The organism is Paenibacillus taichungensis, assembly GCF_003287275.1.
GTDB lineage: Bacteria > Bacillota > Bacilli > Paenibacillales > Paenibacillaceae > Paenibacillus > Paenibacillus taichungensis_A.
On sequence record NZ_QEVW01000002.1, the window covers coordinates 56,574 to 77,934 of the forward strand.

Annotated in this window: 16 protein-coding genes; 13 read left to right on the top strand and 3 right to left on the bottom strand. The window is 46.5% G+C overall.

The genetic code is table 11. From position 1 onward, the window contains the following. The first annotated feature begins 18 nt into the window (after positions 1-18). From DC345_RS02610 to DC345_RS02620, 3 genes are all read left to right on the top strand, one after another. Complete coding sequence (locus DC345_RS02610) at positions 19-1,014, top strand: MsnO8 family LLM class oxidoreductase (RefSeq protein WP_258530456.1); 996 nt, start codon at positions 19-21, stop codon at positions 1,012-1,014. A 361-nt stretch (positions 1,015-1,375) separates the two neighbouring features. Then, on the top strand, positions 1,376-3,088 hold the full coding sequence (locus DC345_RS02615; RefSeq protein ID WP_181586449.1) for a methyl-accepting chemotaxis protein: 1,713 nt from the start codon (positions 1,376-1,378) through the stop codon (positions 3,086-3,088). A gap of 44 nt (positions 3,089-3,132) precedes the next feature. Beyond that, positions 3,133-4,107, top strand: a complete 975-nt coding sequence (locus DC345_RS02620) for a TRM11 family SAM-dependent methyltransferase (protein WP_258530457.1) — start codon at positions 3,133-3,135, stop codon at positions 4,105-4,107. A 135-nt stretch (positions 4,108-4,242) separates the two neighbouring features. Here the strand turns inward: DC345_RS02620 and DC345_RS02625 are convergent, their stop codons facing one another. Then, the gene (locus tag DC345_RS02625) at positions 4,243-5,199 is read right to left on the bottom strand and encodes a D-2-hydroxyacid dehydrogenase (RefSeq protein ID WP_113051789.1); all 957 of its coding nucleotides are present in this window, start codon (positions 5,197-5,199) and stop codon (positions 4,243-4,245) included. 189 nt (positions 5,200-5,388) lie between these two features. Here DC345_RS02625 and thpR point away from each other — a divergent pair, with 189 nt between their 5' ends. Next, positions 5,389-5,997 carry an RNA 2',3'-cyclic phosphodiesterase gene (gene thpR / locus DC345_RS02630; protein WP_113051790.1) on the top strand — a complete coding sequence of 203 codons (609 nt, stop codon included), beginning with the start codon at positions 5,389-5,391 and terminating at the stop codon, positions 5,995-5,997. Positions 5,998-6,127: 130 nt separating this feature from the next. Then, positions 6,128-6,985, top strand: coding sequence for a cell wall hydrolase (locus DC345_RS02635; RefSeq protein WP_113051791.1), 858 nt, complete (start codon positions 6,128-6,130; stop codon positions 6,983-6,985). Positions 6,986-7,262: 277 nt separating this feature from the next. Here the strand turns inward: DC345_RS02635 and DC345_RS02640 are convergent, their stop codons facing one another. Next, on the bottom strand, positions 7,263-8,483 hold the full coding sequence (locus DC345_RS02640) for an MGDG synthase family glycosyltransferase (RefSeq protein WP_113051921.1): 1,221 nt from the start codon (positions 8,481-8,483) through the stop codon (positions 7,263-7,265). A gap of 357 nt (positions 8,484-8,840) precedes the next feature. Between DC345_RS02640 and DC345_RS02645 the strand changes: the two genes are divergently transcribed. The 4 genes from DC345_RS02645 (at position 8,841) to DC345_RS31595 (ending at position 17,562) form a co-directional block, all read left to right on the top strand. After that, the gene (locus DC345_RS02645; protein WP_090894209.1) at positions 8,841-9,422 is read left to right on the top strand and encodes a TetR/AcrR family transcriptional regulator; all 582 of its coding nucleotides are present in this window, start codon (positions 8,841-8,843) and stop codon (positions 9,420-9,422) included. Positions 9,423-9,629: 207 nt separating this feature from the next. Continuing rightward, the gene (locus DC345_RS02650; RefSeq protein WP_113051792.1) at positions 9,630-11,912 is read left to right on the top strand and encodes a YhgE/Pip family protein; all 2,283 of its coding nucleotides are present in this window, start codon (positions 9,630-9,632) and stop codon (positions 11,910-11,912) included. 674 nt (positions 11,913-12,586) lie between these two features. Beyond that, positions 12,587-17,185 carry a glutamate synthase large subunit gene (gene gltB, locus DC345_RS02655; protein WP_113051793.1) on the top strand — a complete coding sequence of 1,533 codons (4,599 nt, stop codon included), beginning with the start codon at positions 12,587-12,589 and terminating at the stop codon, positions 17,183-17,185. Positions 17,186-17,406: 221 nt separating this feature from the next. After that, positions 17,407-17,562 carry a hypothetical protein gene (locus DC345_RS31595; RefSeq protein ID WP_157258495.1) on the top strand — a complete coding sequence of 52 codons (156 nt, stop codon included), beginning with the start codon at positions 17,407-17,409 and terminating at the stop codon, positions 17,560-17,562. 101 nt (positions 17,563-17,663) lie between these two features. Here the strand turns inward: DC345_RS31595 and DC345_RS02660 are convergent, their stop codons facing one another. After that, on the bottom strand, positions 17,664-18,032 hold the full coding sequence (locus tag DC345_RS02660; protein WP_113051794.1) for a helix-turn-helix domain-containing protein: 369 nt from the start codon (positions 18,030-18,032) through the stop codon (positions 17,664-17,666). Between the two features lie 332 nt (positions 18,033-18,364). Between DC345_RS02660 and DC345_RS02665 the strand changes: the two genes are divergently transcribed. The 4 genes from DC345_RS02665 (at position 18,365) to DC345_RS02680 (ending at position 21,193) form a co-directional block, all read left to right on the top strand. Then, positions 18,365-18,799 (top strand): hypothetical protein, encoded by a 435-nt coding sequence (locus DC345_RS02665; protein WP_113051795.1) that lies wholly within the window; start codon positions 18,365-18,367, stop codon positions 18,797-18,799. Positions 18,800-18,950: 151 nt separating this feature from the next. Next, complete coding sequence (locus DC345_RS02670; RefSeq protein ID WP_113051796.1) at positions 18,951-19,709, top strand: tyrosine-protein phosphatase; 759 nt, start codon at positions 18,951-18,953, stop codon at positions 19,707-19,709. 67 nt (positions 19,710-19,776) lie between these two features. Further along, positions 19,777-20,529, top strand: a complete 753-nt coding sequence (locus tag DC345_RS02675; protein WP_113051797.1) for a YveK family protein — start codon at positions 19,777-19,779, stop codon at positions 20,527-20,529. Continuing rightward, positions 20,510-21,193, top strand: a complete 684-nt coding sequence (locus DC345_RS02680) for a CpsD/CapB family tyrosine-protein kinase (protein ID WP_113051798.1) — start codon at positions 20,510-20,512, stop codon at positions 21,191-21,193. The genes DC345_RS02675 and DC345_RS02680 overlap by 20 nt, the downstream gene beginning before the upstream one ends. Positions 21,194-21,361 lie beyond the last annotated feature (168 nt).

A 21,361-nucleotide genomic window follows, 5' to 3' on the forward strand; every position in this document is an offset into this window, starting at 1 on the left:
CGAAGGGAGATGAGACGCTTGGGCGCGAATATCAGTGGAAAATACAATCTGGGCGTACTTGACCTTGTCCCAAGGTTGAACGGCGCCACAGCAGAGCAGGCGCTTCAACAATCCGTTACACTTGCCCAGCATGCTGAAGCATGGGGCTATTCAAGGTACTGGACGTCGGAGCACCATGATATGGACGAACTTGCATCAGCATCACCGGAAGTGCTGCTTGCTCATATTGGTGCGCGAACGAACACGATCCAGCTTGGCTCCGGTGCCGTACTGTTACCACATTATAGCCCGCTTAAGGTAGCGGAGTCGTTTCGACTATTGGCGGCGCTCTACCCGGGGCGAATTGAGTTAGGCTTGGGACGTGCGCCTGGAGGTGGCCCCCATGCTACGATGGCCTTGAGTGGCAATTATTTGCAGCATGTGTCCAAGTTGCCTGAATCGCTCGCGGCACTGACCGAACTACTGGAAGATCGTTATACCTATGAAGAACATCCGGTGACGGCCCGCCCGATTCCGGAACTTCCATTATCCTTATGGATGTTGGGTACCAACGTGAAGAGTGCTGAGTTTGCTGCTCGCTTCGGTATGGGGTATGTATTCGGACAATTCATGAGTGATGCGGATGGTACGGAGGCTGTGCGGCGTTATCGGGAGGGTTTTATCCCCAGCGCCAATAGGAAAGAGCCGGAGGTTATGGTTGCTGTAAGTGTGCTGTGTGCGGAGACGCAGGAAGAGGCGTTGTCCTGGAGCCGCGAAATGGCGGAGAGACGTAAAGCCGCTGGAAAAGAAAACTCAACGCAGTCTGACAATGTCATCACAAGTACCAGCACCGACGACATGAACGATGCCAATGAGAATGAGGTACAACGGCATTATGCCGGTACACCTGAACAAGTCTCGAAACAGTTGCAGCAGGTGTGCCAAAGGCTGAATACGGATCGGCTGCTTGTCGTGACAACTGGACCAGATTACGAGAGAAGGTTGGCTTCATACAAGTTGCTGGTGAACGCATAAGAGGGCGGCTGCTAGCCGTTCTGATACAAAGAATGGCGGGTTCCATACCGCCATCTGCATGGATTCAAATCGTAAGAGCTGCAGATCGGATATTTGCCGTATGCTGCAGCTCTTTTTTGCTTCATTTAACTCTGAATTTTACATCATTCGATTGCGTTCAACAGATGATGTGGAATAATCACAAGATTTTACAAAATAAAGCATGACTAAAACAAAAGAATGTTATAATACTTTACGTCTCTTTTCCTATAGATATAATATAGAAAAGAGTAATTTGCAAGATGCCAAAAGAAGGGTAAAACAGCGACAAAAGCACCTAAAATACGGAAGTGGCCGAAGATGGGCACAAGGGGGAAATCATATGTTCAGCAGATTCAGGATCAAGAGTATCGGTCTGCGTATCAGCATCGCGTTCTATCTATTAATCCTCTGTTTAATTCTTCTTAGTGTCACGATTGTTACACAAATGAACTCGATGGAAAAAAACACGAATATGATCACCAATAACTGGATGCCCTCCATCCAGCAGATTAACCGATTGAATTATACAACAGAACATATTTTGTCATTGAGCTATCGTCACTTTGATGCACAGGCAGGGGCCAAAGCGGACCTTGCTGAAGAGCGCACCAAATACATTCGCGAAACGGCTCAGGCTATTAAAATATATGATCAGCAGCAGAAGACGGATGAAGAAAAAGAACATTGGGAAGCTTTAAAGACCAAGTGGGAAGCTTACCTGAAGATTAACACGCAATCCATCAAGCTGAGTGATGAAGGTCAGGAACAACTGGCTAAGGAAGTATCCGAAAAAGGGGCCGCCTCCTTCGATGCCATGCAAGTCCATCTGGACTATCTGGTGGATTACAATCAGGAGCAATCCGATCTCTCAGCAGCTCAGACGATCAGATCCGTACAGGATGGCCGAATCATTATCGTCATTGGTGTTCTCGTGATGATTATCATTACGGCGATTGCGATCCCGATTATCCGTTCACAAGTCGTCAAACCGCTGCTTCGGGTGATCAGTGCTGTGAAGCTGATTGCGGAAGGTCAATTAAATGTTCAGGACATACATACCAAACATGAAGACGAAGTTGGTGTACTTGCCAAAGCCGTGAATGACATGAAAGGTAATCTGACCTCCATGGTACTGAATGTCAGACGAATCGCTGAAGCCGTTAACCGCCAAAGCAGCGAACTGGCCATTTCCTCTGAAGAGGTTAAGATCGGCAGTCGCCAAATTGCCATAACGATGGAAGAGTCGGCAAAAGCGGCAGAGAGTCAGGCGGAAACGGCTGTTGAATCTGCCCGTACGGTCGAGGGATTGAACGCACATATCCTGCAACATTCCGAGCAGGGAAATCAGCTTCGACTAATGTCGGACCTGATTCTGAAACAAGGACAGACCGGTCGCGAGTCCATGGAGCAATCCGTGAACCAAATGTTACAGATTGCCGGCGCAGTTTCGTCTTCCATGAACAAGATGGAACAGCTGGACCGCAAAAACGAAGATATATCACAGTTGGTCCAAGTCATTCATGACATTGCGCGCCAGACCAACCTGCTCGCACTGAATGCCTCCATTGAAGCTGCCCGTGCAGGGGAGAGTGGACGCGGATTTGCAGTTGTTGCAGCAGAAGTGCGGAAGTTGTCTGAAGCCGTTCGGACCTCTGTAGAGGAGATTACAGTCATCACGGAGGATATCCAGAAGGATTCTCAGGGTGTTGTTGAGGAATTGCGAACAGGTGTACTGGAAACAGAGCGCGGGCAACAGCAAGTACGTAATTCCGGCAATCTGTTCCGTACCATTAGTGAGTCGGTCGAGGGGATGGTCCAAGTCATTGGTACAATGACGGATGGACTGGAAGGCATGCAGGAAGCCAGCGGACGCATGAATGATTTCAGTCAACAAATTTCGGCAGTATCCGAGGAATCCGCGGCAAGTGTAGAGGAAGTGTCAGCGTCGGCCGAGGAACAGGTGAGTTCGATGGAAACAATTAGCGGCAATATTCAAACCCTGAAAGATCTGTCCGAAGATCTGCTTTCTTCCATTGAAAAATTAAAAATATAAAACATCTTCTTATAATAGAAGAAACATGAAGGACGGCTACCATATTGAGCTCTACAAACAGCAAAGATTCATTTGTCGGAAGTTATGTATATACCTTCGCTTGCCATGAGAATGAACGTGCCCTATGTGAATTGGAATTGGGAACGATGCTTGTTCCTGGGACAGATATTGGTTCAGGAGATCACGCCTATGTTCACTCCGATGTTTGTATTCCACCAGGTAGAAGTCCATTTGTCCGGGGCAGATTGGACGTGATGGCTGAAGCGGATACAGTGGCAGGTCTGAAACCTGCTGCTTCGCAAATCGATCTGTCATCTGGTGAAACGTTCAAGGTTGTCTGTTTGAAAGAGGGCGATGACATGCCGGATTATGCGCATTCCCGTCTACTGGAAAAAGAGCTGGGCATGTGCATTCAAGGCAAAGCTATGATGAAACAGCCTGACGTAACTTTTGGACTAATGCATGTGAATGGAAAATGGCTCTTCGGTCAATGGAAAGAAGCCGATCGCTCGTGGCAAACCCATCATCAGAAGCCACAGAATTACTCCACAGGCCTTGGTGTTACGTTAGCCAGAGCCTTGGTCAATATTGCTATTCCACAAGTGGAGGGACATCAGTTGCTCGATCCATGCTGCGGAATGGGAACCGTTGTAATTGAGGCATTGTCGATGGGAATTGAGGCCAAAGGAAATGATTTGAACCCTTTGGCAGTACATGGGGCACGCATTAATCTTCCTCATTATGGGTATGATCCAGCCAGAATTACCCTCGGGGATATGAATGATCTGGAAGGTTTCTACGATGCAGCTATTCTGGACATGCCATATAATCTCTGTTCTGTTCTTCCGGATGAGGAACAACTTGCCATGTTGAAGAGTTTGAAGAGACTTGCAGGACAGGCAGTGATCGTTTCCACCGAATGGGTGGAGGGGCACATTCTGGATGCCGGATGGAACATCGATCAGTATCGAACGGTGAGCAAAGGCACGTTTATACGTCACATTTGGCTGTGCGCTTAGAACGACAGCGCTGAAATAACAGAAAAAACCTCCATACCGGAAAAAATCCATTTTCCGGTATGGAGGTTTTTGATTTTAGTAGGGAAAATACCTTACATGAATTTGTACAATTTCACATAGGAACATCTAGAATTTTTAGTATTTATGACTATAATTCACCAGATTGAGCGGGAGAGTTCTTCCGGCGATATATGCTTCCAAATTTTGAACGAAAATATCAAGTGCCCGCTCGGTGTATTGCTCTGTACTGCCTGCAATGTGCGGCGTAATCAGGACGTTCTCCTTACCCCACAGTGGATGATCGGCAGGGAGCGGTTCCTCCTCGAATACGTCAAGTGCAGCAAAGGCAACCTTTCCACTGTCCAGTGCACCCAGCAGAGCTTCTGTATTCACGCTTGGACCACGTCCAACATTGACGAAACAGGAACCGGATTTGAAATGCTCAAATGCAGTCTGATTATAGATATGATGGGTTTCATCTGTGAGTGGCAAAATATTGATAACGTAATCGCCTTGCCCCAGTGCTTCATATAGGCCGGACATATTGTACATTTGGTCTACATTTGGAACGTCTTTTCCGGAGCGCCGAACTCCAATGACGTTCATGCCTAGCGCTTTGAGAATGCGCGCGGTTTCTGATCCGATCTCGCCCACACCGACGATGACCGCTGTTTTGCCATGCAATTCCGGAAGAGGTTTGCCTGGGGATTTCCATTCCGCCTGCTGCTGGTGCAGCATCGCTTGTCTAAGCCAGCGGCTGTGGGACAACATCATACCCAGAATAATTTCGGTAATGGGAATGGCATGTACGCCATTAGCACTGGTTAACATTATGTTTTTTTGTTCCAAATCTGAGAAAGGAAGGTTGTCCACACCTGCGGACCAAACCTGAACCCATTTTAAAGGGCTGTTTTCTTTCAGTGCATGTTCGGTTACCAGAGGAGACCAGCCTAAGACAATTTCGGCTTCTTTTAACTCCGATGTGTCAATCTCTTTGGCTTTGCCAACCGTAAGTGTATAACCTGGTGCTGCATCCAGAATACGTTGTTGCTGCTTTGTCGACAAGGATGGAAAACATACAATTTTACCCATAGTTAGTGGCCTCCTGAATTGAAATAAGTTGTGGTATTAGTTTAGCAGAAAAGAAGACGATGTGCGTAAAAGGCAGGAATACAGCCTCATGTGCAAATCCCAAAAATTGTGTCACTCTATACTTAACCAGCTTGAAACAATAGAGACGACTGTGAAATAATAAAACGAACTTTAGAAGAGGTGTATACCATGAATAACTATTCACATTCACATACGGATCTTCCATCCCGACGGGAACGATTATTTATTGCACTCCGTATGCCGGCACATATTCAGAATTTACTTCGGATGTCTGCGGAACAGGTGCAAGGAAAGCTTGATTTTCGCAAATGGACGGACTACCGGGATTATCATATTACACTGCAATTTCTGGGAGATACCCTTGTAAGTGACATTGGACATCTGCGTAAAGCGCTGCGTTCGGCAACGGCCGGGTTCCAGCCTTTTGAACTGCAATTATCCGGATGGGGAACGTTTGGTCTGGAAGAAGCGCCAAAGGTGTTGTGGAAGGGTGTTGAGGGAGAAACGGATCAACTTCATCTTCTGCAAAAACAGATCGTGGGCGCAACTTCTTCCCTTGGATTTGAGGCGGAATTAAGACCTTATTCTCCTCATATTACGATTGCGCGTAAATTTCTGGGCCAAAACCCAGGAAATGAAGATAAAGGGATATTTGGAGTGCTTCCAGGGCAGTTTTTAGGTGTTAATTCTTGGATGGTCCAAGATTTTGTGCTTTATGTGACACAGCCAGGTCAGGCGCCGATGTATGACGTCGTGGATACGTTTTCTTTTTCCTGAAACTCATTGATATGACATAAAATCACATTGACATAACGTTATTCCCTATGTAATATTAGCCATCGTTATTCAAATTCTTTTTTTGTGGTTACTTAGATTAGGGAATTGTTTCGACAGGAGGAATCTTCGAATGGATATTATAAGCAAGAATCGTTGGGTGGCACCGATGTTATCTGTGCTGCTTGTATGTATAGTGGGGGCTAACGTCGTTCAGGCGACTGGAAAATGGAATGAGGCAAGTGATAGCAAACAGATGACCGAACTTGCGGCATCAGCAGAAAATAGCGAAAATTCTTTTAGCGGAGACAGGCGTATGATGGAAGACGGGACAAGTCTATCTTCTGATGCGTCTACACAGACTGATAACTGGACCAATTCGCTTCCGGCCAAGAACTGGCTGACGGCTGCCCAGGAAGAGCAGGAACATAAAGAAGCTAAGGCTAAACATGCGGCCCGAGCTGCAGCAGCGGCCAAAGCGAAGAAAGAAGCAGCTCTGAAATTGGCCAAGATAGAGCATGCCAAAGCGGTAGCTGCAATTACGACTCCCCCCCAAAAACTTTACTTTACACGGACCAAACTCCTGAACCAGGAAGACTCGAAACTTGCAACCTGGTCATACAGTGTGTCCGATAAAGAGCTGCTTCTGCTGCAAAAAATCGTCATGGCAGAGGCGGAAGGTGAACCGTACGAAGGCAAAGTGGCAGTTGCCAATGTTGTCTTAAACCGGCTGCGGTCAGCCAATTTTCCCGATACCATTTACAAAGTAATCTACCAGAAATCTCAATTCAGTCCTGTAGCGAACGGGCGCTTGAAACGTGTTACTCCTAATGAGGACAGTATCAAGGCGGTTAATGCAGCACTGAATGGGAAAAAGGAAGTCGCCGATGATACGTATTATTTCTTGTCATTGACGCTTGCGGACGATCTGACAGTGGCTCGTTCCCAGAAAAAAGTAAAAACGATCGGGCATCATACTTTTTACAAGTAATTGACCCGTAAATTCTGCAAACAGGCAGGGTAGTTAACTATGTATTCGCTACATAGACCTTGAAAAGCCCTGTAATGCAGTTTTATTTCGTCGTTTTTAATTTGATTGGTGATGAGAGTTTGTTATTTAAATTACCCTTTTTACCAGCTAATCATACAGAAATATGAATGAAATAAAAGAAGGTTCCCTTCCGGATTAATGGAGGGGAACCTTCTTTATGCATGTCTTTAAGAGATGAAACGCCTTCGTAGAACGATTAGAAGGGGTCATAGAGCTGCTAGAATGGGATTCGGGTACCTGACAGCGAAGTTGCTCCAATTCCGGCTGTGAAGCGCTCCTTGGGCGCTGATGTGACTTCCGCTGTGGCCGGGAACAATAAATCATGGACAGCCTGGGCACAACAGGTTGGATCGTAGGTGTTTTTGCTCCCTAATTTGTGAACTGATTTCAGCTGACTTTCAGCTTCACGTGGTGCATAGATCTGCTCACACAAATGCCTGAAGCGATTGGTTATAACGTCAGCAGAGTGAATCACCTGGCCGTATCCGGCTTGTACAAAATATTCACAGTTCTCTTCTTCCTGTCCCGGCAATGGAGGTACGAATAACATCGGCAAGCCTTTAGCCAATGCTTCTGTACAAGTCATGCCACCTGGTTTCGTAATGAGCACATCGGATACGTCCATCAGTTTGCTGACCTCACGAGTATACCCAAGAATGCGTATATTCGGATGTTGGAAGCAGGACATTTCTTTCAGCTTGGCAATCATTTTCTCATTGCTTCCCAGACAGAACAGCAGCTGTACACGATCCGCCCATGACGTGAGGGCCTTCATATGCTCTTCATCAAAGGAAAGACCCCATCCGCCACCCATTAGCAGAGCAGTGGGCATGTTCTGAAGCCCCATTTCCTGTCGGAGGCTTACCTTGTCTCCTGCTTCCCAGAAGTCAGGATGCACAGGAATACCGGTGATTTGGATGCGAGAGGGCTCAACACCCCTGATCTCAAGCAGAGCCTTTACCTGTGGCGTGGATACCAAATATTTGTTGACCTCGGGATTAATCCACGTTGCATGTACGTCATAGTCTGTGACCAACGTATATAGTGGAATATTAAGTCCCTGGCGTTTCAGTCGTGAGATGACCGCATTCGGAAATGGATGAGTACAGATCACAGCATCGGGTTTCAATTGGGATACGACTTGAGCCGTCTGTGTGTAGAAAATCCGGTGCAAGGCCAGTTTGGTAAATCCGTTTAGTGATTTGTTGTATTGTGTCCGATACAGCAGACTGACCAGCTTAGGCTGAACAGTTAGCGTCTTGCGGTATGCAGACAGAATAAGCGGAGCCATGGTTGGATTTAAAAATTTGCCGAGCTCAATAACCCGACTATGCACATGTGGACTGACTTTCTTAATGCCGCTTGCGAGCGCATGGGCGGCCTGGGTGTGACCGGTGCCGAAACCTTCGGATAACAAGAGCACTCTTGGTTTTCGCATGAGTTCACCTTTATTCATCAATTTAAATTTAACATTCATAGTCATACCGCACGTTGCATTACTACAAGAATATACAGCGAAGCGGGAAATCATGTTCATTCGTTACATATTTACACTATAGTTAATGTTCTGATACATCAAAACTTCGTCTTAATCCGTGTTGTTGGAGTCATCATACACTATAGACGACGATAGAAGCAGTTTCCACTGCATTTCGGTTAAAAAAAATTAACACAATTTTTTAATGTTAGGGTTGCAATCTGATGATGAGAGTGGTAATCTTGGTTTTGACCGAATGACCGAATTGTATTTTTGGTCATTTAAAGAGGACGATCAATGAAAATGAGGAGGGATATGATGGCTCCGATTGACAGGAGACAGCAGGTCATTCATGCAGCCGCGCAGTCTTTTGCCATGTTTGGATACAAGGCAACCACGATGGATCAGGTAGCGAAGATTGCGAATGTTGGCAAGGGAACGATCTACACGTTCTTTACGAATAAGGAACAATTGTTTGATCAGATTTTGGTGGAAGTAATCCAGGAAATGAAAAACATTGCTCATCGTGAAGTTCATCAGGAAAGTGCTTTTTTTGATAATTTGTTTCGTGTGCTTGATTCATTGCTGGAGTTTCGCCGTGATCACGATTTGCTGGTTAAATTGTCCCAGGAGCTTAAGGATTTTGGAACTCTTCAGGCCAAAGAAGGTTTGGAGAAAGTGGAGAAAGTCATCTCCGATTTTCTGGCACGGGAGCTTGAGAAGGCAAGAGACAACGGAGAGATTCGTGACTGTGATCCACAGGTAGTAGCCTTTATGATGATTCGTTTGTACATTGCCCTTACCTCAGATTGGAGCAAGCAACATGAGCCGCTGAGCAAAGAGGAAATCAAGAATTACTTTCGCCTTTTCTTAATGGAAGGAATTGCTGCTGCAACGTAACCCGAATTTATTCTACTATCATATGGGTTAGTCATACGATTGAAGGCAGTGAGGCTTGTCGAAAGACAGGTTTGTTTTTTTGCTCTAAAGTGACCGTTTGAGGAAAATAGTCATTTCGTATTTCGGTAAATTTTCCGAAAGGAATCAAATTAATTTCATTATGGTTATTCTGCTTAGGAAGCAGAGAGAACAAGGGGAGAAAATAACATGAAATCTTTATCCGTGTTTTTCAAGGATGTGGGATCGGCCGTGAGAAACCCGAAGGTGTTGATCCCCGTTATTGCAATTTTATTTATACCGATTCTATATAGTGGTATCTATTTGGCTGCCTACTGGGACCCATATGGTCATGTCGATGAAATGCCGGTTGCGGTTGTAAACCTTGATAAGGGCGCAGAACTGGAAGGCAAATCATTGCATGTCGGTAGTGACCTCGTTGATGAACTGAAGAAAAATGCAGATTTTAAATGGGACTTTGTCAGTGCCAGCCAAGCCAAAGAAGGCATGGAAAACGACAAGTATTATATGCAAATTACGATTCCGGAAAACTTTTCATCCCAGGCAACCACGTTGCTTGATGATAAGCCACAGCCGGCTGATCTGATCTATGAACCGAATGGAAATTACAGCTTCGTGGGTGCGCAGATTGGGAAGACGGCCATCAAGGATCTAAAAGCTAAGGTTTCGGCCAAAGTGACGGAATCCTATGCGGAGACCCTGTTCGACAAGTTTTCCGAAGTGTCGGACGGATTGGCAGAAGCTGGAGACGGCGCTGGAGAATTGAATACCGGTGCAGGCAAGCTGGATGATGGAGCTATGAAGCTCAAGGATAATCTGGAGAAGCTGGCTTCTGGTACATTGGAACTTCAAGATGGCTTGTCTCCATTAAGTGATGGTGTAAATGCACTGCATACGGGTGCATCTAAACTTGAAAGTGGAACATCGAATCTGGTATCCGGTTTGCAGCAGCTGCAAGCAGCGGCGACAAGCCAGCTTCAGAGCGGTGCAGACCAGTTGAAGGACGGCAGTGCCAAGCTGGAAACTGGACTGAAGTCTTCCGTGGACGGAGCAGGCAAACTGCAAGCGGGTCTGCAGTCGTCTGAGCAGGGCAGTGCGAAGCTGTCCGAGGGTCTGCAAAGTGCAGTCCAAGGTAGCGGCACTTTGGCCACTGGCCTGCAATCGGCAGTAGACGGCAGCAGCAAGGTTGCTGATGGTGCTCAAGGCGTTGCTGACGGGTTGAAGCAGCTTGCTGCATCCAACCCTGAACTGGCAGCCAGTGAGGATGTACAGAAGCTGCTGGCAGCCAGTGCAGCAGTCGCTGAAGGCAGTAAGCAACTGCATGAGAGCGAACAGAAGCTCGCGCAGGGTGCAGATCAGTTGCACCAGGGCAATCAGCAACTGGCAGCAGGTGCGTCTGAGCTGCATGGAGGCCAAGAGCAGCTTCTGACAGGTGCGAACCAGTTGGTGGATGGTCAGCAGCAATTGCTGGCGGGCGCTGGACAGCTTAGCCAAGGCGGAGCGAAGCTCTCCGATGGTCTGAAACAGTTCAGCGGTAAGCTGGGCGAGGCTGCAAGTGGAGGCACATTGCTGGCAGATGGAGCCAAGCAACTGGGCTCCGGAACTACAGCCCTGCAATCAGGTGTGGGTAAATTGAGCGGTGGTGTGAGTTCGCTAACGGACGGCTCCAAACAACTCGGTGACGGAGCAGGCAAGCTGGCAGACGGTTTAACTGAGCTGAAAGACGGCTCAAGCGAACTGGCTACCAAGCTGAACGATGCGGCTCAGAAAACGTCAGAAGTCAAGAAAACGGACGATGTAGTGAATATGTTTGCTGAACCTGTGAATACGTCCGAGAACACAACAGAGAACGTGAGCAATTACGGTACAGGGTTGACGCCGTTCTTCCTGTCCATCGGTTTGTTTGTTGGATCGCTGATTTCAACGATTGTTTTGAAAATGCGGGAAACTTCCGTACCGGGGGCAACGGGTTGGAACCGTTTTGTAAGCCGTACGCTCGTATTCGGTTTTGTGAGCATTATCCAATCCGTAATCGTGGCAAGCTTCATGCTGTACGGTCTTGGACTGGAAACACACAGCGTACCGCTGTTCTATCTGTTCACGATCTTTACGGGACTGACCTTTATGTTTATTGTTCAGGCCCTCGTAACTTGGCTTGACTTGCCAGGACGTTATGTTGTTATCCTGTTATTGGTCTTCCAGCTTGCAGCAAGTGCGGGAACCTTCCCGGTGGAGCTGATTCCGTCGTGGCTTCAGGCGTTTAGCCCTTGGCTGCCAATGACGCACAGCATCATGGGCTTCAAAGCAGTTGTATCCAGTGGCAATTTCGATGTGATGTGGCATCAGGTCGGTATTCTGTCAATCTATGCAGGTATATCTGTGCTGCTGACCTTGGCTTTCTTCCTTTGGAGCGGCAGACGTCGCAAAAAAGAAGCCGAAGTGGTTGAATCCGGTCAAGTGGTGACGGCATAAGCCGAATTGAACCGGAATAGGACAGAATAGTGAAAATAAACTTTGAACTCAAGTATCAAAATTATGCAATATAGTAGTCAAATAGTGCAAAGAGTCTGCGACCTGAAAATGGGCTGCAGACTCTTTTTGTATACAAATGCATAAGGATGAAGATAATCGCTGGAGCATGACATGAGAAATTGGCCCAACTATGGTTAAACGCAGGCCACATATGGAATGATTTTCTTTTGTCAGCAATTAAAATTAGTTGTACTCTGACATAAAATGTGTATAATTATTCGAAAAAGAGATGAATTTTAGCATCAGCACACTAAAGCTGTACTGCAAAACATTTCTTATCAGAGGTATTAAAAAGTTTAAATTGCGCTGATGTTAGGTCGGTGTTAAAATAATAGAACTATATCAAAAAACGTCGCTCCATACCAGCGGCCGTGCCAGCGGTTGCGTGTTGTTATACCAAGCTGTTTACCGGGTGATCCGGACCAGCTCATCTCATGGATGGCCCCTGCCGCAATAGCAGCACTTATAAGATTGACAGCCCTTATTGCTGTCGCCCTCGTTCATCCAGCAGGCAATTTTCATGTTGAAAATGCCCGTTCCTCCCGTTTCATTGTTGCTTGTTGCCTATGTTCTTGATCTTTCCGAAATACTTCATTATAGAAAGGTTGCGTTCCATGAGACACATCGGATTACCTCCTAAACAGGGTCTGTATGACCCGCAGTTCGAAAAAGACGCATGCGGAATGGGTTTTGTCGCCAACATCAAAGGAGTACCTTCACACGACATCGTTAGTCAGGCACTGACCATGCTCAGTAACATGGAACACCGCGGAGGACAGGGCAGTGAGCCGAATTCCGGTGACGGAGCCGGTATCTTGATCCAGATTCCACATCGCTATTTTGCACAGGAAGCGGACCGTCTTGGTTTTGCATTACCTGAACAAGGCTTCTACGGCGTAGGGATGCTGTTCCTTTCACAGGACCCTGTCATTCGGAGCGCGCACGAAGAAAGCCTTAAGAAAATCATCGAAGAAGAAGGCCAGACGTTCCTGGGTTTCCGGGATGTGCCTACGTTTGATGAAATGCTGGGACGATCTGCGCTTGCAGCGAAGCCTTATGTACGTCAGGTGTTCATTGGAAGATCGGCAGATGTTAAGGATGAATTGGGATTTGAACGGAAATTGTACGTCATTCGTAGACGTGCGGAGCTGGCTATTCGTTATTCCGCGGATGAAGCAGAAGGTGGTTCATTCTACCTGCCAAGCTTGTCCTGTCGCAAAATTGTCTACAAAGGCATGCTGACAACGGAACAGGTGGGACAGTTCTATCTGGATCTTCAGGAAGATCTCGTGGAATCAGCAATTGCGCTTGTTCACTCCCGCTTCAGTACGAATACATTCCCTAGCTGGGAGCGTGCTCACCCGTATCGCTTCATGATCCACAACGGTGAGATCAATACGATGCGTGGTAACGTGAACTGGATGCATGCCCGGCAGTCGCTGTTTGAAAGCGAATTGTTCGGTAACGACATCTCGAAAGTAAAACCGGTTATCAATCCGGATGGTTCGGATACAGCGATGTTTGATAACACGCTAGAGTTCCTTTATTTGAGCGGACGTTCATTGCCACACGTGGCCATGATGATGGTTCCTGAGCCTTGGAGTACAGATGAGGGAATGGACCCTGCCAAAAAGGCATTCTATGAATATCACAGCACGATGATGGAGCCTTGGGATGGACCTGCAGCGATGGCTTTTACCGACGGTTTGCAGATTGGTGCAACTCTTGACCGTAATGGTTTGCGTCCTGCACGTTATTATGTAACGAAAGATGACCGTATTATTTTATCCTCCGAGGTGGGGGTACTTGATATCGCTCCTGAAGAAATTCTCTACAAAGATCGTCTGCGTCCTGGACGTATGTTGCTTGTTGATACAGAGCAAGGCCGTATCATTGCGGATGAGGAAGTGAAAGCTCTCATTGCGGCCGAGAATCCGTATCAGGATTGGCTCGATGAGCATCTGATGGATCTGAATGAGCTGCCGGATGCACCGGAACTGCCTGATCCAAAACATGATAACGTGACCCAGCTTCAGCTGGCCTATGGATATACATTTGAAGAATTGCGCAAAGTGTTGGAGCCAATGGCTTCAACAGGCATGGAAGCTACAGGGTCCATGGGTTATGATGCACCACTGGCGGTTTTGTCGGATCGTCCGCAGCGTCTGTATAACTATTTTAAACAAATGTTTGCACAAGTTACGAATCCACCGATCGACGCAATTCGTGAAGAGATTGTAACGTCTACAGCAACAACGATCGGACCTGAGCGTAACCTGCTGAATCCTGAACCCGAGAGTTGTCGTCAGATTCGTTTGGATACACCGGTACTCTCTAATGAGGATTTTGCGAAGATTCGCCACGTTCGTCGTCCGGGCTTCCGTTCGATGACGATTCCGATCTTCTTTACAGCAAAAGAGGGCGCAGAAGGACTTCGCAAAGCGATGGAACTGCTCTTCGAAGCTTCAGACCGTGTCATTGACAAAGGTCACAACATTTTGATCCTGTCTGACCGTGGTGTTGACGCGGAGAATGCTGCAATTCCTGCATTGCTGGCCGTAGCAGGTTTGCATCACCATCTGATTCGCAAAGGAACCAGAACCAAAGTTAGCATTTTGCTGGAATCGGCAGAGCCGCGTGACATTCATCACTATGCCTTGTTGCTTGGTTACGGCGTAAGTGCGGTGAACCCTTATCTGGCGTTTGAAACGCTGGATGACATGATTCAGCAAGGGTTGCTGCGTGGCATCTCACATGAGAAAGCCGTGAAGAACTACATTAAAGCCGCTACCAAGGGCGTTATTAAAATATTGTCCAAAATGGGAATCTCGACGATTCAATCCTATCGCGGTGCTCAAATCTTTGAAGCCGTGGGCCTGAAATCGGACTTCGTTGATCGTTACTTTACGTGGACACCTTCGCGAATTGGCGGGATTGGTCTAGAAGAAGTGGCAGCCGAAGCATTGACTCATCACAACCGTGCCTTTACGGACAAAGATGGCAATGACAAAGTACTGGATTCCGGCGGGGAATACCAATGGCGTAACGACGGAGAAGAGCATCTGTTCAATCCGCAAACGATCCATACGTTACAGCATGCAGTACGTACGGGCGACTACAAACTGTATAAAAAGTATTCCAAACTCGTGCAAGGCGAAAATGATCAGTTGCTGACCATTCGCTCCATGCTGAGACTTAAACCGGTCGGTCCTGCTATTCCTTTGGAAGAAGTAGAATCCGTCGAAGACATTATGCGCCGTTTCAAAACAGGGGCAATGTCCTTCGGTTCAATCAGCAAAGAGGCACATGAAGATCTCGCTATTGCGATGAACCGTGTTGGTGGTAAGTCCAATACAGGTGAAGGCGGCGAAGATCCGGCTCGCTTCATTAAAGATAGTAACGGTGATTCTCGTCGCAGTGCGATCAAACAGGTGGCATCCGGACGTTTTGGTGTAACATCGAACTATCTGGTTAATGCCGACGAGATTCAGATCAAGATGGCACAGGGAGCAAAACCGGGTGAAGGTGGACAGCTGCCTGGACGTAAGGTATACCCTTGGGTTGCTGAGGTTCGTGGATCAACACCAGGTGTAGGTCTGATCTCTCCGCCACCGCATCATGATATCTACTCGATTGAGGATCTGGCTGAGTTGATCTATGACTTGAAAAATGCCAATCCACGTGCAGAGATCAATGTTAAATTGGTATCCGAAGTCGGCGTCGGAACGATTGCTGCTGGTGTTGCTAAAGGTCGCGCCGACATTATCCTCGTCAGCGGTTATGACGGCGGTACAGGGGCTTCTCCACAAGGTTCGATTCGCCACGCGGGTATGCCTTGGGAGCTGGGACTTGCAGAAACACATCAAACGTTGATGCTGAACAATCTGCGTGATCGTGTCGTACTGGAAACAGACGGAAAGATGCTGAATGGTCGTGACTTGGCGATCGCAGCTTTGCTCGGAGCTGAGGAGTATGGATTCTCTACAGCACCACTCGTTGCATTAGGCTGTATCATGATGCGTGTCTGCCAGATGGATACATGTCCGGTAGGTGTAGCGACACAAAACCCTGAATTGCGTAAAAATTACACGGGAGATCCTGCTCATGTCGTCAACTTCATGCGATTTGTTGCTGAAGATGTTCGTGAAATCATGGCTGATCTTGGATTCCGTACGATTCAGGAAATGGTAGGTCGTACCGATTGCCTCGAAACGGTAGAGGCTGTAGACCACTGGAAGAAAAAAGGTGTGGATCTGTCCGTATTGTTACATGTGCCTGAAATGCCAGAAGGTTCTGCACGTTACCGTACTCAGCATCAAAACCACCAATTGGAAGAGACGCTGGATATGCAGCAGTTGCTACCATTGGCACAACCTGCGATTGAATCCGGTCAGCCGGTTGAAGCAGTGCTTCCAATTACCAACGTAAACCGTGCAGTAGGTACCATTTTGGGCAGTGAAATCACGCGCAAATATGGCATAGCAGGATTGCCAGAAGATACGGTTCAATTCAAATTTGTCGGCTCCGCTGGACAAAGCTTTGGGGCCTTTGTACCTAAAGGGATGACATTGACCGTTGAAGGGGATTCCAATGACTATGTAGGTAAAGGGTTGTCCGGAGGTAAACTGATCGTCATGCCTTCACCAAAAGCCACATTTGATGCCGAAGATAACATCATCATTGGTAACACAGCTCTATACGGGGCAACCAGTGGTGAAGCTTATATTCGTGGTATTGCGGGAGAACGGTTTGCTGTGCGGAACTCGGGTGCCAAAGTGGTTGTTGAAGGTGTAGGAGACCATGGCTGTGAGTACATGACGGGTGGACGTGTCGTCGTTCTGGGTGATACAGGTCGTAACTTTGCAGCCGGGATGTCCGGAGGTATCGCTTATGTGTATGATCCGAAAGGCACATTCCTGAAACGTTGTAATCTGGAAATGGTACTTTTGGAGCGCATCGAAGATGTCTCTGAGAGTGCAGATCTGCGAGGCATGATTCAACGTCATGTTGCGAACACAGGCAGTGAGGCGGGTCAGCGCATTCTGGATAACTGGCAGCAATCTGTAGATCAATTTGTTCGGGTTATTCCGAAGGACTTCAAACGAATGACGGAGCAAATCGAACGGATTCAGGCAACGGGCCTGACCGGGGAGGCAGCTTTGCTGGCTGCTTTTGAAGCCAATATGCGTGAACTTGCACGTACAGGAGGTTAATATATTCCTGTCCGATTGCATGAACGGGTTGTATTAAGAATAATAGGAGCTTTATGGCGGCCAATGCGGCGCTGTAGAGCTCCTATTTGGTTTTCGACAAAATTAGAACCCGCACAAAAAACGCTATCGCCATGAGACGACAACATTGAAGAACTTTCTCAAGTATAATAAGGCTAGTTTTGGAGTGCAGGGAAAGTATAAAGATAAGAGAGGTTAGCGGAATGAATATGAAGCAACCAAACAGGGGCGATCGTAAGCCGAAAGGTAAACCAGTCGAAGCAACCCAGATGGACATCATGAAAGTTTTACTGCAATGCGGAATCGACCCGGAGCGTTGGAACCATTTCGTATCCTCCGACAACAACAAGCGCGCTTGACAACACATCGACAAGCATAGAATAGATGGAGGGAAATCAAGACATAAAAAAGCCCAGCAACCGGAGAGTGGTATTTCTCGGTACTGGGTCTTCTTTGCGGTTTAATCCATACTGCGTTCCATACGGACAAAAGCAATAAAACGACGTGCCTCTTCTTCTGTTAAGGGTTTGCCATCAATCATCAGTCCGAAGCGTTCCAGCACTTCCTTATCCGATAATTCAAGGGCGTCCACGAACTGCCTTACGTCCTCATCCATTACGACATCACTTTGTTTCGTCCGTCCAATGAGATAATCAATGGATACGCCAAAGATGTCAGCAAGTCTCGTTAACACTTCGAAATCCGGTTTGCGTCGGTTTTTCTCGTAGTGGGAGAGAGCAGCTCTCGTAATATGAATGGAGCTCGCAAGTTCTTCTTGAGTAAGTCCCCGCTGTTCCCTTAATTCAGCAATGCGATTTCCGTAGCTCATATGCTATTTCCCCCTGAACGCCATCAAATATATATTAGAACAATCCTGAGCCAAATGTTTGATCAGGGCAGCTTTCCTGCATCATCGTAACGCCTTAGTAGTCCTAGTTGTATATAGGTCTGTCTAAGGACATCTCATATTGTCGTAAATCAAAAGAACCATGTCCAAATACTGCTTGACATGATACAAATTGTATCGTAAATTGGACGTATGGAGTTACAAAATGTATCATTTGGGATATTTTAAGTATGACCACGTTGCCTAGCCAATATACCTGTGAGAAGGAGTATGGGCAACTCTTGCAAGCTAATCCATTCTAAAGGAATGAAGCCATGAATTCAATGATTCAGGAATGGGCGGATCTCAAATTAAATGTCCATATGTACATTCAGGAGTTTCATGGCAAACTGGTAGACCGCAAAAGACGCCCTGTTCTGTTGCTTGGAATGGACACGCGAGCGATCACCTTCCTGAGTGACCTGGACTTGCCGATATCATCAGAGATGCTGATTGGTTTGGATGTAGAAGATAGCCATGTATGTGTACGACTCCACGCAAGGTTGCAATGGAAACAACCCTTCGGTGAGCTCACATTGTATCATTCAAGTTTGCATATTCAGCAAGAGCAGACACTATATATAACGGGACAGTTAAATACAATGATTCGAGAAGTTCAGTTTCCGACGGTTTCCCGGTTTCAATATGAAAAGGCATCGGAGCAACCTGACTTACAGAAAACCTATCATTACATTGATTTTACCATATGAGTTGAACACATTCTAAACATATTCTGAACAAGCATGTACTTAACGCCATTTTACTATATTTCATAGCGTTATGCATTAGTTCTTTAACACCAAAAGCATTTGCGCAATGAATAAAGGGGCGAGGGGGATCATACATTGAGGAAGTTTGGATATGGTTGAAATGCACTGCCACATTTTATCCGGTCTGGATGATGGCCCTGTTCATATGGAACAGTCCATTGCGATGGCTGAGAAAGCGGCAGCCTCAGGAATTACCTCGATCATTGCTACTCCGCATCACCTGAACGGGCAGTACAACAATCAACCCAACGTGGTCAATCAGGCAGTGGACCTGCTACATGCAGAACTTCGCAAACGCAACATTTGCTTGGAGATCCGCCCCGGACAGGAGATCAGAGTGCATGACAACCTGATTGCAGACTTATACGCAGGAAAGTGCTGCACACTCGCCGGGAGTCGTTACATGTTGATGGAATTGCCCTTTGGTCATATCCCCTCGCAGTTCCCCGGGATACTCCAAGAACTTAAATTGGCGGGTATCATTCCTATTATTGCTCATCCCGAACGAAATCGTCCAATCCAGAACAATCCCGATTTATTGGTTGAATATGTTGGGCAAGGAGCTCTATGTCAAATCACGGCTCAATCGGTCATGGGACTTTTCGGGCGAAAAGTTCAGAAATGGTGTTTCCATTTTTGCAAAGAAAACGGATTTCATTTCATTTCATCAGACGCCCACAATATGGAAGAAAGAACATTTTCAATGAAGGCCGCATATCACCTGCTTGAACGCCGATTTGGAAGTCACCTGGTTCAAACTTTGCAAAATAATGCGTGCTCGGTATGGAACAATCAAATCATAGAGCCGGAAGAACCTGTGATGATGAAGCGTAGATTGTTGTTCTGGTAACCAGCTAAATAGTATATAAGACACCGTTCTTCATCATAATTGCTGATCTAAATGGGAGGAATACAAGATGGAGTTAAAAGAGTATATGCAAATTTTACGTAAACGTTTTTGGATCATCATTGCCTTTGTTGCAGTTGCTTGTATTGGGGCAGGGGTAAAAAGTTATTTTTTTACTGTTCCTGTTTATGAAGCTAACGCCAAACTAATCGTTAATCAGGCATATAATGCTCAAGGTGTGCCGACCCTGGATATTAGTTCAATTCAAACCAACATTAAAGTGATTAATTCCTATATCGAAATTATTAAATCTTCAGCAATCCTCGATAAAGTTGCTGCTACATACCCGGATCTAGGAATGAGCGGGAATCAACTGGCGCAGAGCATCCAGGTAACGACTGCGAACGAATCCCAGGTTATGAGTTTGACCGCCACTGGCTTATCTTCTGAAAAAGCAGCGAAAACGGTAAACGCCGTTGCCAAAGTGTTTGAGTCCCAAATCCCCGTAATTATGAAAGTAGACAACGTAACCATTCTGAGTGAAGCCAAGCCTACAGACTCCTCCAGACCCATTAATGTCAATCCCGTTATAAACATCCTTATCAGCTTCTTTGTTGGACTTCTATTATCTATAGGATTTATATTCCTGTTGGAATACCTAGACGATACTTTGAAAACAGAGGATGAATTGTTAAAAGAACTGGGTATACCAGCACTAGCCGTCATCTCGAGAATCCGAAAAGAAGACGCCCGTTTTTCCAAGCAAACAACAACATCTCAAAAACAGGTAGGTGATGGCCAGTATGCCACGGTTAACCAATGATAAAGGGAGCCTCGTTACTATGGCTAATCCCAAGTCTACATCATCTGAAGCATATCGGAAGTTAAGAACCAATATCCAATTCTCATCGATTGATAGTCAGATTCAAACGATCATGATTGCTTCGGCATTATCCGGTGAAGGGAAAACGACAACGATCGGCAATCTGGCAGTTACCTATGCCCAAGAAGGGAAAAAGGTTCTGCTAATGGATACGGATCTGCGAAAACCTGCGGTGCATCGTATGTTTAATGTTCCTAACCATGTGGGTCTGACTAGTGTATTGTCCAGCCAATATAAAGTTACGGAAGTACTTCGGGAAACCGGAGTGGAAGGGCTGCATGTTCTTTCTTCTGGCCCTATACCTCCTAACCCTTCAGAGATGATTGGATCTCGTAAAATGACGGCTTTACTTGAAGATTTAAAGGAAGAATACGATGTCATTTTATTTGATACACCTCCTGTTCTGACAGTTACGGACGCTTTAATTATTAGTTCACTGTGTGATGGTGTCATTCTGGTCGTGAGCGCGGGCAAGGTGAAGAAAGATCTGGTTAAAAAGGCAAAAGCCCATCTTGAACATGTGAACGCACGTATCCTCGGGGCTGTCTTGAACAATGTACAGGTACCAAAGAGTCGAAAAGCCTACTATGGGGAAAATGCTTAACGAATGCGCACATTGATCCACAAATTATATCGTCAAGGTGATGTCTACTATACCTTTATCAAGGTAGGCACTCGGTCACACTGTGGGTAGTGTACCTTAGACGTATATCGTCAAGGGTGTGATGTGAGGACGGGTTTAATGCCCTTTTATGAAATTAAAAGTAAGAAT

Excerpts from the sequence above, each read along its gene's own strand:
- DC345_RS02615 (WP_181586449.1), top strand. The coding sequence starts at position 1,376 with ATGTTCAGCAGATTCAGGATCAAGAGTATCGGTCTGCGTATCAGCATC.
- DC345_RS02625 (WP_113051789.1), bottom strand. The coding sequence starts at position 5,199 with ATGGGTAAAATTGTATGTTTTCCATCCTTGTCGACAAAGCAGCAACAA.
- thpR (WP_113051790.1), top strand. The coding sequence starts at position 5,389 with ATGAATAACTATTCACATTCACATACGGATCTTCCATCCCGACGGGAA.
- DC345_RS02635 (WP_113051791.1), top strand. The coding sequence starts at position 6,128 with ATGGATATTATAAGCAAGAATCGTTGGGTGGCACCGATGTTATCTGTG.
- DC345_RS02640 (WP_113051921.1), bottom strand. The coding sequence starts at position 8,483 with ATGCGAAAACCAAGAGTGCTCTTGTTATCCGAAGGTTTCGGCACCGGT.
- DC345_RS02645 (WP_090894209.1), top strand. The coding sequence starts at position 8,841 with ATGGCTCCGATTGACAGGAGACAGCAGGTCATTCATGCAGCCGCGCAG.
- DC345_RS02650 (WP_113051792.1), top strand. The coding sequence starts at position 9,630 with ATGAAATCTTTATCCGTGTTTTTCAAGGATGTGGGATCGGCCGTGAGA.
- gltB (WP_113051793.1), top strand. The coding sequence starts at position 12,587 with ATGAGACACATCGGATTACCTCCTAAACAGGGTCTGTATGACCCGCAG.
- DC345_RS31595 (WP_157258495.1), top strand. The coding sequence starts at position 17,407 with ATGAATATGAAGCAACCAAACAGGGGCGATCGTAAGCCGAAAGGTAAA.
- DC345_RS02660 (WP_113051794.1), bottom strand. The coding sequence starts at position 18,032 with ATGAGCTACGGAAATCGCATTGCTGAATTAAGGGAACAGCGGGGACTT.
- DC345_RS02665 (WP_113051795.1), top strand. The coding sequence starts at position 18,365 with ATGAATTCAATGATTCAGGAATGGGCGGATCTCAAATTAAATGTCCAT.
- DC345_RS02670 (WP_113051796.1), top strand. The coding sequence starts at position 18,951 with ATGGTTGAAATGCACTGCCACATTTTATCCGGTCTGGATGATGGCCCT.
- DC345_RS02675 (WP_113051797.1), top strand. The coding sequence starts at position 19,777 with ATGGAGTTAAAAGAGTATATGCAAATTTTACGTAAACGTTTTTGGATC.
- DC345_RS02680 (WP_113051798.1), top strand. The coding sequence starts at position 20,510 with ATGCCACGGTTAACCAATGATAAAGGGAGCCTCGTTACTATGGCTAAT.